Origin of the sequence: Cellvibrio sp. QJXJ (assembly GCF_024452345.1) — a bacterium.
Classification (GTDB): Bacteria; Pseudomonadota; Gammaproteobacteria; order Pseudomonadales; family Cellvibrionaceae; genus Cellvibrio.
Genome location: NZ_CP101662.1, coordinates 879,098 through 892,538, shown reverse-complemented (window position 1 = coordinate 892,538; position 13,441 = coordinate 879,098). Strand labels below are relative to the sequence as shown.

At 49.0% G+C, this 13,441-nt stretch carries 8 protein-coding genes; 4 read left to right on the top strand and 4 right to left on the bottom strand.

Features of this window, described 5'->3' with window-relative positions:
* Positions 1-37: 37 nt before the first annotated feature.
* From istB to NNX04_RS03840, 3 genes are all read right to left on the bottom strand, one after another.
* On the bottom strand, positions 38-826 hold the full coding sequence (istB, locus tag NNX04_RS03850; RefSeq protein ID WP_261946238.1) for an IS21-like element helper ATPase IstB: 789 nt from the start codon (positions 824-826) through the stop codon (positions 38-40).
* A complete protein-coding gene (gene istA, locus NNX04_RS03845; RefSeq protein ID WP_261946239.1) occupies positions 816-2,357 on the bottom strand; it encodes an IS21 family transposase in 1,542 nt (513 codons plus the stop codon). The genes istB and istA overlap by 11 nt, the downstream gene beginning before the upstream one ends.
* 405 nt (positions 2,358-2,762) lie before the next feature.
* On the bottom strand, positions 2,763-3,155 hold the full coding sequence (locus NNX04_RS03840) for a hypothetical protein (RefSeq protein ID WP_261947572.1): 393 nt from the start codon (positions 3,153-3,155) through the stop codon (positions 2,763-2,765).
* Position 3,156: 1 nt separating this feature from the next.
* On the opposite strand from NNX04_RS03840, the gene NNX04_RS03835 reads away from it, so the two are divergent.
* The 4 genes from NNX04_RS03835 (at position 3,157) to NNX04_RS03820 (ending at position 11,069) form a co-directional block, all read left to right on the top strand.
* On the top strand, positions 3,157-5,343 hold the full coding sequence (locus NNX04_RS03835) for a dockerin (protein WP_261947571.1): 2,187 nt from the start codon (positions 3,157-3,159) through the stop codon (positions 5,341-5,343).
* Between the two features lie 355 nt (positions 5,344-5,698).
* On the top strand, positions 5,699-8,584 hold the full coding sequence (locus NNX04_RS03830; RefSeq protein WP_261947570.1) for a dockerin: 2,886 nt from the start codon (positions 5,699-5,701) through the stop codon (positions 8,582-8,584).
* 151 nt (positions 8,585-8,735) lie between these two features.
* On the top strand, positions 8,736-10,034 hold the full coding sequence (locus NNX04_RS03825) for a GDSL-type esterase/lipase family protein (RefSeq protein ID WP_261947569.1): 1,299 nt from the start codon (positions 8,736-8,738) through the stop codon (positions 10,032-10,034).
* Between the two features lie 75 nt (positions 10,035-10,109).
* The gene (locus NNX04_RS03820) at positions 10,110-11,069 is read left to right on the top strand and encodes a polysaccharide deacetylase family protein (RefSeq protein WP_261947568.1); all 960 of its coding nucleotides are present in this window, start codon (positions 10,110-10,112) and stop codon (positions 11,067-11,069) included.
* A gap of 104 nt (positions 11,070-11,173) precedes the next feature.
* On the opposite strand, the gene pelA is transcribed toward NNX04_RS03820, so the two are convergent.
* Positions 11,174-13,177, bottom strand: coding sequence for a pectate lyase (gene pelA / locus NNX04_RS03815; protein WP_261947567.1), 2,004 nt, complete (start codon positions 13,175-13,177; stop codon positions 11,174-11,176).
* Between the last annotated feature and the right edge of the window lie 264 nt (positions 13,178-13,441).

The following is a 13,441-nucleotide window of genomic DNA, read 5'->3' as shown; positions in this document are numbered from 1 at the left end:
CACCTTTTGCGTTGAATTTTGACCCACCCTTAATGGTTTATTTTACAGGTTTGGGTTGTGGATAAGTTGTCGTCTTTTTCTCCTTTTTCGGTTGTGCTGAACTCTCTTTGAAACGATAGCTATCATTGCCGGTTTCAACAATATGGCAATGATGGGTGACTCGATCCAATAACGCTGTAGTCATCTTTGCATCACCAAATACATTCGACCATTCAGCAAAGCTGAGGTTGGTGGTGATGATCATGCTGGTGCGTTCATACAACTTGCTCATTAAGTGGAACAACAAAGCCCCACCAGTTTGACTGAGGGGTAAATAGCCCATCTCATCCAGAATCACTAAATCGGTATGCATTAAACGTGATGCAATTTGTCCGGCTTTGCCTTGCTGTTTTTCCTTCTCTAATGCATTCACCAATTCAATGGTCGAGAAGAAACGAACGCGGCGATGTAGTTGCTCAATCGCTTGAATGCCGATGGCACTGGCAAGGTGGGTTTTGCCCGTTCCAGGGCCACCGACAAACACGACATTCTGCGCGTTATCCATAAAGTCACCGGCACACAATTGCCGGATCAATGCTTCATTGGCCATGCTGCTCGTAAAATCAAAGCCACTCAGATCCCGGTACGCTGGGAATTTGGCAGTCTTCAGTTGATAAGCCACCGAACGTACTTCGCGCTCGGCCAGTTCTGCTTTGAGTAAATGATCAAGGATGCCGGTGCTCGCCTGGAATGCTGGTGAATCCTGTTCAGCAAGATCGTTCAGTGCATGGGCCATGCCGTAGAGTTTGAGTGACTTCAGTGCGGGGATCATGGGATTAGTGTGCATGGTGTCCTCCTTGAGTACTGATGGTTTGAGCGCGCAGGTTATCGTAGCGAGTGACGTTAGCCAGTGGTTCCACTCTCAGTGCTAATGCAGGCGGTACTTCAATCGGTGGGATGGGTGTTCCCTCTACTAATCGACTCAGGATATTGATCACGATTTGTTTGGAGGGTGAACCGGTTTCCAATGCAAGTTCTACAGCGGTGAGAACATCTTGCTCATCGTGCAGCAGCACGAGTGCAAGAATATCCACCATCTCGCGGTCACCACCGACACGCTTTAACAAAATGGTTTGCAGTGATTGAAAGGCTTTGGGCAATTCTGCGAAGGGAGCACCGTTGCGAATGGCTCCGGGTTTGCGCTGCAACACCGAGAGGTAATGTCGCCAGTCATACACTGTCGTTACCTGCTCATGCCTGCGGTTAAACACGCGGGTATGCACCGCGATGATATTGCCTTCCGCAATCACCTCCAGGTGATCATGATAGGTATGCAAACTCACCGGTCGATTAGCGAAGGAAGACGGTACGCTGTAACGCGTGCGTTCGAAGGTGATTAAACAGGTGGGCGATACGCGCTTGGGCTGCTCGACAAAACCATCGAACGGTTGCCCCACCGGCATCAGGAAAGATCGCTCATGATCCAATGCCGCTTGAATGGTTAATGCTTCAGTGGGATGGGTGGATTCACTCCAGAGTTGAACGCAGCGCTCGTGTAACCAGTCATTCAAAGCAATCAATGAAGGTTGGGCGGGCACCTGTTGCCAAAGCCTTCTTCGCGCATCCTGCACGTTCTTCTCGACCTGACCCTTCTCCCAACCCGCAGCAGGATTGCAGAACTCTGCATCAAATAAGTAGTGACTCACCATCGCTGCAAAGCGCGCATTCACATCACGCTGCTTGCCACGTTTTACCTTATCGACAGCCGTCTTCATGTTGTCGTAAATCCCGCGTTGCGGAATGCCACCCCAAGCCATAAAGGCATGATGGTGCGCATCGAACAACATCTCGTGGGTTTGCAGCAAATAAGCGCGGACAAAGAAAGCTCGGCTGTAACTCAATTTGAAGTGAGCGACTTGCAGCTTTACCCGTTCGCCCGCAATTACCGCCCAGTCTTCACTCCAATCAAACTGGAATGCTTCACCGGGTTTGAATTGCAATGGGATATAGGTGTGCTTGCTCGCACCTTTACTCGATTCCAACTGCTGGCGGCGCCAATCGCGGGCAAAGACAGCAACGCGATCATAGGAGCCTTCAAACCCCAACGCACGTAAATCAGCGTGCATCTGTTTGAGTGAACGACGCTGCTTGCGGGAGGTGCGTGCAGCATCGACCAACCACTGCCGCAACTTATCGGCAAAGGCATCAAGCTTACTGGGTGTTTGTCGCTTGGGATAAACCGGTTCGCTGATCTCATTGCGCAGGTAGCGGCGAACGGTGTTGCGGGAAAATCCGGTACGTCGTGCAATCTCCCGTAACGAGAGTTTGTCACGGAAATACCAACGTCTGATCTTGCTCAAAATGGCCACGTTAATCACTCCTATCTCCCGCTCAAAAAACAAGCAGGATAGTCGGTTACGTGGGTCAATTTTCGACGCAAATATGCGGGTTTAGTGGGTCAGTTTTAAACGCAAATCAACATCCTGGTAATTAGCGCCTCATAGTCAGTTAACAAGCCTTTCAACTAACAAAACTTCTAAAAAAAATAACAAGAATTTGTTAGTGCTATTAAATCATCCTGCTTGAGATACCTAAGCCGCCTTTCTTTTCTAAATCATATTGATTCGCCGTGGATGGCCCCAGCCGCATTCTCGTTGTGGGTTTGTGTGTGCGCGCATGAATACAACTAATGCAATGGAAGGTTTATGTCGTGATAACACGCCTAAGTGTTCAGTGCACTTCAGATGTTTACAAATAACCAATAATGAATGGTGTTTTATGATTCAAACAAAATTAAGCCTGTATTTGTGCCTGGCCATGTCAGGTGGAATGCTGATTGGATGTGGTGGCGGTTCGTCCGGCTCTTCCCAAACCAGTGCCCCTTCTGTATCGAGTTCATCCGTGTCCAGCGTGCCTGAATCCAGTTCAGCTGTTTCCAGTTTGCCTGCATCCAGTTCATCAGTAGTTAGTTCATCAGTAGTTAGTTCATCTGTATCCAACTTGCCTGCATCCAGTTTGCCTGTAACAAGCTCACCGGCATCCAGTTCGTCTGTATCCAGTAGTTCAGCGGTGGTGTCCTCTGCAAGCTCAAGCAGCTTAATGACCGCCTCAAGTGAGAGCAGCGCTTCGAGCCTTTCAAGCAGTGCGTCAAGCTCCGAGGATGCCGGATGGACCAACGTGAAATACGGTGGTGGTGGTTATGTTCCCGGTTTGGTATTTCATCCAACCACGCCTGACCTTCTTTATGCACGTACCGATATTGGCGGTTCCTATCGTTGGGATGCAGCGGCAGCCATTTGGGCACCGCTGACCGACGGTTTTGGGATAAGGGATAGTTCCCATCAGGGCGCAGAGAGTATTGCGCTGGATCCAACCGATGACAGACGTGTGTACATGACCACGGGTGTGACTGTGAGCCTGTCTGATCTTGGGCGTTTGTATATTTCTACGGATCGCGGCGATAACTGGCAGCGGGTAGATCTGCCATTTCCTGTGGGATCTAATAACAGGGGCCGGGCAATTGGCGAGCGCATGATGGTTGACCCTAATAACCCAGCCATTCTGTTCTACGGTTCTCGCACCGCCGGTTTGTGGAAGAGTTCTGATCGTGGCCAAAACTGGCAGCAAGTGCAGTCCTTAGCCTCGCTGAAAATGAACCAATCCCAGATTGACAACAATTCGGGCGGCACCCCAATTGGTGTGCAACAAGTCATTTTTGATACGGCTACCAGCGGAAGCGGTAGTGCGACCCAAACCATTTATACCGCCGTCGCTCCGGATTATGTCGCCCTGGCTGGCTTGAGCCACAGTGTTTACAAATCAACCGACGGCGGCGCAACCTGGACTGATGTAAACACTCCTGTGCAGGGTTACCACATTCCTCATTGGGTGCGCGCCCAGGATGGGATGATGTACGTGGTCTTTACCAAAACTACCGGCCCAGGTGCAGAAGGGCCTGCGACGCTTTACAAATTTGATGGTACTAACTGGACCCCGCTCAAAAGCTATGAAAAAACCGAATGGACCAGCTTTGGTATAGGCGGTGTGGCAGTTTCTGGTAGTGGTTCGTCCACCCGAATCGTGCTGGGTATTACCAATTCCTGGGGTGATTGGGAAGGTAAGCCAACCGTACAGATCTCCGATGACGCGGGCCTGAATTGGCGCGAAATTGGCTCAATGACGCCGCGCATTCCTGCGACTGGTTCATTTACCGGCTGGCTAGACGATATAGAGATTAACCCGGGTAACCCCGAACACGTTCTGGTGGTTCATGGAGGTGGTGTATGGGAAACCAAAAATGCCTCTGCAACCAAACCTACCTGGAGTGAAATGGTCAATGGCATTGAAGAGACGGCCACTCTATCACTCATGGCCCCACCTTCAGGTGCTTCCTATAGTTTGTTGAACAGCTCCGGGGATATAGGTGTACATGTTCATACCGATTTGTCGACCAAGCCTACTCGTAGTACAGGTCACGTTTTTGCTAACGGTATCGCTACTGATATGGCGTGGGATACACCGTCCTACATTGCGACAATCGGCAGTGCCCACTGGGGTGGCGAAAACAAAGGGGCACTTTATTCCACGGATTCGGGTGCGACCTGGAATGCATTCCCATCGCTTCATCCGAAAGGGCTGACTAATCAAGCCGATTTTTCCAGCTTGGCCGTCTTGAAAGCCAACCATGTGATCTGGGCACCCAATAATTCAGTTCCTGCTTATACAACTAACAACGGTGCAAGTTGGACAAATTCAAACTTGCCGGCCTTGCCGGATGGTTGGGGCCGCGGCTATCGCCTTGCGGCTGATCGCAAAAATTCAAACAAGGTCTATGCCTATGATTCCGGTGGCGGTTGGTGGGGGCCTACACCCAAGTTCTTCACCTCAACCGATGGTGGTAGCACGTTTACTGTTAGCAGTCAGTTCACCAGCCTCAATGCTCGCCCCGAGTTTTTTGGTACGGCTTCCATGGCGGTCAATCCATATGTTGAAGGTGATGTGTGGCTGGTGGATGGACACAGTATTTATCACTCGCTCGACTCGGGTGTTACCTGGACCAAACTCAACGTTGCGGCATCCGTCTGGGGTTCCAATACCAATTCACCGGAAGTGTTTGGCGCAACTTCCATTGCATTGGGTAAAGCACCTGCTGGTTCAGCTTACTCGGCATGGATTTATGTAGTGGGTGTGATTGATGGCGTCTGGGGGCTGCATCGTTCCGAGGATGGCGGCAACACTTGGACACGTATCAACGACGACAAGCACCAGTATGCCGGTATGGGTAACCTGGCGGCGGATCACAATGTGGTTGGTCGGGTGTTCTTCAGCGGTAATGGCCGCGGCATCTTTTCACTAACTAAATAAATGGTCCCTACCTGTGTTCACTTTTGTGGTGGACACAGGTAGAGATTTTTATTAGTACATCTTGTTTTTGTAAAAAAGATTTAACTATTTTTCCCTTCATAAACTAAGAAAAAATTAAATTTTTATTGCTATGAAAAAATGTTGGTACTTATTTTCTATTTATTGCTAATGAATAGGCGAAATTCCGGGTTAACTTCAAAATGCCTGCATCTATTTCTAATAAAGACATCAGGCGTATCACCATGAGCCCTGGGAAACGCGGTCAGCGTGAATAAGAGTTCTTGCAGAAAAATAACAATAACTGTACCTCTCCAACTCATGGATATTAATCCCACTACACCTTTTCGGAGGCTACATGCGGTTCATTTCCAAACTTTTGATTAATAAGCTTGCCATTAACAAGCGTTCCATCAGCAATTTGTCTTTTTTATTTGTTTTTTTCACATCTATACCTGTCACTTTCGCCCAGAGTAATTGTGGGACTGGTGGCGGTACTACGGTTTGCCTTTCTGCGACTGGATCAACGAGCAGTATTGATCTCTCCTGGACGGTAAGCGGATCTGTTAGTCGCATTGAATTGTATCGGGATACCGACAGTAATCCGGCGGGCCGCACCAGAATTGCAGTTCCTGCCACGTCGGCCCGGAGTTATTCTGATACAGCAGCAGTTACCGGAACCCAGTACTGGTATTGGGTTAAATTTAACGCTACTGGCGGCCAATATAATTCTGGCGCAGCGACAGCGACTCGTTTGGCTGCTGTCAGTTGTCCAACACCCAGTGTCGTTCCTTATGTGCAAGTGGGGGGAACCTGGAGCCAAACCGGTTCTGCGACTGTGGCATCCGGGACCTCGATTGGTTTGGGGCCTCAACCTATCGCGGGTGGTAATTGGGCAACGGGAACCTGGAGTTGGAGCGGCTGCGGTACCAGCGGCAGCTCACGTGAGCAGTACTTTGCGCCATCTGCAAGCTGTACCGCCTCTGCAGTATTCACCGATACCTGTGGCCAAACGGCCAGCTACAATTTTGCAATCAACACCACCGCCAAATGGACCAATGTGAAATACGGTGGTGGTGGTTATGTTCCCGGTTTGGTATTTCATCCAACTACGCCTGATCTTCTCTATGCACGTACCGATATCGGCGGCTCCTATCGTTGGGATGCAGCGGCAGCCATTTGGGCACCGCTGACCGACGGTTTTGGTGTAAGAGATGGCTCTCATCAAGGCGCGGAAAGTATCGCGTTAGACCCAACCGATGACCGTCGCGTGTACATGACCACCGGCGTCACCGTGAACTTATCTGACCTTGGGCGTTTGTATATTTCTACCGATCGCGGTGATAACTGGCAGTACATCACTCTGCCTTTCCCCGTGGGTTCCAACAATAGAGGGCGCGCGATTGGTGAGCGCCTGATGGTTGACCCCAACAACCCGGCGATCCTGTTCTACGGCTCACGCACTGCCGGTTTGTGGAAGAGTTCTGATCGCGGCCAAAACTGGCAGCAAGTGCAGTCTTTAGCCTCGCTGCAGATGAACCAGTCCCAAATTGACAACAATTCGGGCGGCACCCCAATTGGTGTGCAACAAGTCATTTTTGATACGGCTACCAGCGGAAGCGGTAGTGCGACCCAAACCATTTATACCGCCATTGCGCCGGATTATGCCGCTTTGGCTGGCTTGAGTCACAGCGTTTTCAAGTCAACCAATGGTGGCGCAAGTTGGACTGGCATAAATACTCCCTTACAGGGCTATCACATTCCGCACTGGGTACGCGCCCAAGACGGCATGATGTACGTGGTCTTTACCAAAACCACCGGCCCGGGTGCAGACGGCCCAGCGACACTTTATAAATTCGACGGAACCAACTGGATCCCACTTAAGAGCTATACGCAGACCGAATGGACCAACTATGGCATAGGTGGTGTTGCGGTTTCTGGCACAGGTTCATCTACCCGAATTGTGCTGGGCATCACCAACTCCTGGGGCGATTGGGAGGGTAAACCAACAGTACAAATCTCCGATGACGCAGGCATTAACTGGCGTGAAATTGGCTCGGCTACGCCACGCATCCCCGCTAATGAGGGCTTTACTGGCTGGCTGGACGACATTGAAATTAACCCATTCAACTCCGAGCACATTCTGGTTGTACACGGTGGCGGCGTATGGGAAACCAAAAATGCCTCCGCAACCAAACCCACCTGGAATGAAAAGGTTAACGGTATCGAAGAGGTTGCTACTCTGGCACTGATGGCACCACCACCCGGTGCGTCTTACAGCTTGTTGAATAGCTCTGGCGATGTAGGCACCCTGGTTCATACTGACTTGTCCGTTAAACCAACCCGCAATACAGGTTCAAACTTCAAGAATGGCCTGGCTACTGATATGGCATGGGAAAACCCCTCTTACATAGCCACCATTGGCAGCGCCCATTGGGGTGGTGCGAATCCCGGCGCGTTTTATTCCACTGATTCAGGCGCGACCTGGAATAGCTTCCCAACGCTTCATCCCCAAGGGCTGACTAACCAACAGGATTTTTCCAGCCTGGCGGTGATGAAAGCCAACCATGTGATCTGGGCGCCCAGCAATTCAGTGCCAGCCTATACCACCAATAACGGCGCCAGCTGGACTTACTCCAACCTGCCGGCACTGCCAGAGGGTTGGGGGCGTAGTTATCGCCTGGTGGCAGATCGCAAAAACCCCAACAAAGTTTATGCCTATGATTCCGGTGGCGGTTGGTGGGGACCTGCGCCCAAGTTCTACAGCTCAACCGATGGTGGCAGCACCTTCACTGCCAGCAGCCAGTTCGCCAACCTCAATGCACGCCCTGAGTTTTTTGGTTATGCGTCGATGGCCGTGAACCCGAATGCAGAAGGTCATATCTGGTTGGTGGATGGCCACAGCATTTTCCGTTCAGTCGACTCAGGGGTTACCTGGACCAAACTCAATGCCGCTGCCTCAATCTGGGGCTCCAATACCAATTCGCCGGATGTCTATGGCGCAACGTCTATCGCTCTGGGTAAAGCACCAGCCGGTGCGTCTTACTCAGCGTGGATTTATGTGATTGGTGTAATTGATGGCGTCTGGGGCCTGCATCGCTCCGAGGACGGCGGCAATACCTGGACGCGTATCAATGACGACAAACACCAGTATGCCGGTATGGGTAACTTGGCGGCGGATCACAATGTGGTTGGTCGGGTGTTCTTCAGCGGTAATGGCCGCGGCATCTTTTTTACTAACTAAATAAGTGGTTCCTGCCTGTGTGCCCTTAATGGTGCACAGGCAGGCTTTTTTATAAACGGCAACATCGAGTTTTACCCAGTGTTATCAACCAAAAGGAGCGTCACAGTTATTTATGCAATACCTTTATCAGAAAAAAAACAGCAAACAACAGATGAAAAATATTAAACAGTTAGGCAGCGCTTTTTTATTCGCCAGCTTCGCGTTATCAATGAGTGCAAACGCGGCGGACGTTATATCCATTTACAAAGATAAGCCGCTTAAAGATTCGCAAATATTTCTAGAGAGCTCAGGCCAGCAACTGAAATTTAATGGCACTAATTTGGTTACGCCAAAAGGTGATGTCCAGTTACAAGCCAGCAGTAAAAAAAATGCGTCTGATGCCCTGAGATTTAGCTGGAAGGATACCTGGTACTCCAGCATGACATTGGAAGCGGTTGCGCCTTTGAATTTGGCGGGAATGATGAAAACCGGCGTATTGGCGCTGGATGTGAAAATCGAGGAGCTCGATAAAGGCGGTATTTCCTTTAAAATGAAATGCAAATCCGATAACTGTAATCGCGTAGTACCTTTCACCATGGCGGCGCGAGAGTTGCGCGGTAAAGGTTGGAGCAAAGCTTACGTTCCCTTGAATTGCTTTGTGCAAGAGCAAGACGACTTTAGCGCAACGACTACCCCGTTTGCCTTGGACGTGGGCGGGCAGGGCGGTGTATCTATTGCGAATGTAGAGTTGCTCGGCAACGCACCTAAAAATATTTCTTTGCTTGAATGCCCTGATTACAAAACTGCTTCGACTACCCCTGACATGTTGAATGAATGGTGGTCTATTGACTGGTGGTTGCCACGTCACGAGCAAAAACGAATGGAAGCCAAAACCATTGCCGAAAAAGGCGGAAAAATAGATTTATTATTTATTGGTGACTCCATTACTCAAGGTTGGGAAGGCGATGGTGCACCCGTGTGGCAAAAGCATTATGCCCACAGAAATGCCTTTGCCATTGGCTTTGGTGGCGACCGCACAGAAAATGTATTGTGGCGCTTACAGCACGGCGCGGTTGAAAACATGTCGCCCAAGGTGGTTGTGTTGATGATTGGCACCAACAATACCGGCCATCGCTATGAAAACCCCATCTACACTGCAGCAGGTATTAAAAAAATACTGCAGGAACTGCAAGTGCGTCTGCCTAATTCCAAAGTGCTGATGCTGGCCATTTTCCCGCGTGATGAACAGCCCAACGGCGGTTTACGCCTAATTAACAAAGGTGTGAATGCGATTATTAAAGATTACGCCGATAATAAGCGGGTGTTTTTTACAGACATTAATTCCGTTTTCTTAACTAATGAGGGCGTGCTGCCAAAAGAAATTATGCCTGACCTGCTGCACCCCAATGAAAAAGGTTACAGCCTCTGGGCGGAAGCCTTGGAACCACATTTACAGAAACTGATGAAATAGTGGTTACAGCGGCGCCCTTGGGCGCCGTTTTTCTGTTATAAAAAAGATATCTATAGCGTTCGGGAGGGAGTAGTTATGAATGAGGCTTATTGTATTAATTTAGCAAGAATGTCTGCAATTCACGTAAAAAAAATCTTTCAGATTGTATTCATGGGGATCTTAGCGGCAACTTCACTTTGTCACGCTCAAGAGTTAGCCATCACCTTTGATGACGCACCTACGCCAGACTCTGCTTTAATGAGTGGTGATGAGCGCACCCAGAAAATAATTGCCGCTTTGCAAAAGGCAAAAGTACCGGATGCTCTGTTTTTTGTGCAGGCCGACAGATTAAATAAATCCACCCAGATGCGTTTGGATCAATATGCGGCAGCCGGATTTCACATAGCAAACCATAGTTACAGCCACCAATCAGCCAGTGCGTTAGGGAAAAAAAATTATATTGCTGACGCCAAGAGCGCTCACTTGCTGCTCAAAAACCAAAATAATTTTTTACCTTTTCACCGCTTTCCCTATTTGGATTGCGGTAAGGATAAATCCTCCATTCTTGCAATTCGGGATTCTTTATCGGAGCTTGGCTATAAAGACGGTTATATAACTATCGCCAACTACGACTGGCACATCAGCAACCTACTTGCGAAGGCGGCGGAAAATAAAAAGAATATCAATTTTGAAAATGCCAAAAAGTTTTACGTGGATACTTTGTTCAGCGCTATTGAGTTCTACGACGAAGTTGCCCGAAAAGCGTTAGGGAAGTCACCAAAGCATGTATTGTTATTGCACGAGAATGACGCAGCGGCTTTGTTTTTGGGAGATTTAATTGCGCATTTGCGAAGTAAGGGGTGGAAAATTATTTCACCGCAAAAAGCCTATGAAGATCCTATTTCTCGCGATCTAAGCAATATTTCCTACCATCATCAAAATAGAGTGGCAGCCATAGCACGGCGATCAGGTATTCCTGAGGATAAGTTGTACCATGTATCGGAGAATGTTGATTATTTGGATAAGGCTTTTGTCGAGGCAGGTGTTGTTTATTAATCGTGTAAAGGGGGAGTGCTTTTTCTTACTTTAGCCTTACCTTAGTCAATTCAAAACCAGCATAAAAATCACCCTCCACCTAAAAAACGGAGGGTGATTTTTTATTAAAGGTAACCGACTTTTTGGGCGAAACTAATTATCGATGTACCGTAAGAGCCGCCCCAGCTATAACCGGTGCGACGCTCCAGTGACATTTGGGTGATGTCATAAAATTTACTGCCATCGCGGTCACTGAAGAAACCCCTGTTGGTATTTAAATCATAAAAGCGATACCACATTTTGCTGCCAGCTTTGGGCACTATGGGGTTAGTTTCCGCTTGCGATGAATCGTAGGTATAACCTTCAAGATAAGTGTTGGGGCTATTAAACCAGGCAACACCCGCACGTACGGCTTTTTCTATATCGGCGGTTTGTGGTTGTGTCATCAGAAACGCAAGTACACCAACGGATTCACTACCGCTCAATGATTCCAACTCATACGCGCGCGCTTTTTTCGGTAAATAATCGGTCGCACCGTGTTGTGCGCACCACGCGGTTAATACCCCATTTTGTTTCCACTGGGCCTTCAAAATATATTCTGTGCCTTTGGTTACTGCGGTTTTAAAACGTGCGCGATCTCCATCGGAAAATACATCGGTATCAAACGGCGCGCGTTTATTCGCAGCGAAATCCAATACCGTCAATGCGTATGCCATGCCGTTATCGTTAAAGGTTGCGTGGTCTGCATAGCCACCTTTTAATGGATAAAACTGCGGCAGGGCACCAGTGCTGTATTGTGAACTCACCAAAAAATTTGCTGCTTTGCGCACTGCATCGCGATATTTGGTAATACCACCTTGTTTGTAAACATCCGCGAGGTAAACCATTTCGGTGATGGTTGCGCCGTTGTCGATAGTCCCGCTTTCACTGCCGCCACTACCGCTGCCCACACTGTTGTAATCCAGATTTTTCGGCCAGCCGCCGTTGGTTTGCTGATAAGACAAAACTACATCAGCGCGGGAAACTGCCCATTTGGTGCGCGATTTGGTTAACCAACTGGCAGCCGGATTGCCATCCAAGGTAAGCATTCTTGCTGTGCCAACTGAACTTGCTACCGAACTGGTTGCCGCGCTGGAGCTGGATTTCACCGACGAAGAGCTGCTGCTAACACCAGTACCACAAACGCCTGCTGTAGTCAGTGCACCTGCTACTGTGAGTGAATCTATATTTGCTAAACCGTCAGCAGTCAGCGATTTGAGTTTTAACAGGTTGTTACCCTGCACCAAATCAATTTCGATGCTCGCTGTTTGCCAATTTGTCCAGCCACCGGTTGGGGGCAATTGCAGTGTGTAATTGCCATTGCTGCCGCCATTAATTAACAAAGAACCATTGCGATTAGCGGTTCCACCATTTGCAAAGCGGAAAGTTAAGGTGTGGCGACTGCTTGAGGTAGCGTTAACAGCCCACTCGATAGCAGCGCCTTGCACGTTGTTGCTATTGGTGTAGCCGTTACCGCTATAACCAGCATTGGTGCTCTCGGTGGCTATGCCATCCACACGGCAAAAACCAGCTTGTTCTTCTTGAATTACCAGCGACGAAATTGTCGTACTGGAACTAGTTGCTAAAGAGCTTGCTGCCAAAGAACTTGCGGGGCGACTACTACTGGATAGCGCAACACTGGACCTTACTGAACTCACCGCGCTGGACTGCGCAATGCTGCTGGGTGCAGATGACGCGTTGGTGCTGCCACATAAGGTGCCATTCACTTTGGGTGCGCCCGCGGTGCCATTTGCTTGAAACCCAAAACTGGCGGACGCACCTGCCGCAAGTGTTGTATTCCAACTTAAACCCGTTGCGCTATAGGGGTTGGAGCCGCTGAGTGTAGCGTTCCAGGCATTGGTAATTGTTGCGTTCGGTTCTTGCCAGGACACAGACCAATTATTTGCAGTTTGAGCGGTGTCGTTAGTTACTTTTATTTCGCCGGTAAACCCGCTGCCCCAGTTGTTGGTGACAGTGTAGGTGCAAGCCGCCCAGGATGCAGGTGATAGTGCAATGAGTGCCGCACTAATCAGCAGCCGCTGTTTGCTTCGAGTGGAAAGTTGTAGTGGTGTGAAAAATTTATTATTCATAGCTGTTCCCTATCATTTTTTGGATAAATGTTGTGACACAGCACCGGAAGGTGCCAGATAGGTAATGACCGAATCGTACAACTTATTATTATTCGCGCGAGTCTACGCGCGCCTTAACAAACATAAAAGTAATCAACTCTGACTTTGAGATTTATTGGCGCGCTATGTTGTATTCAGTCTAATTAATCTGGATGGCAAAATTTCACAGATAAAAAAATCCCCCGGTTTAGCCGAGGGATAAAAATAAATAACGAGAGTTAGTGT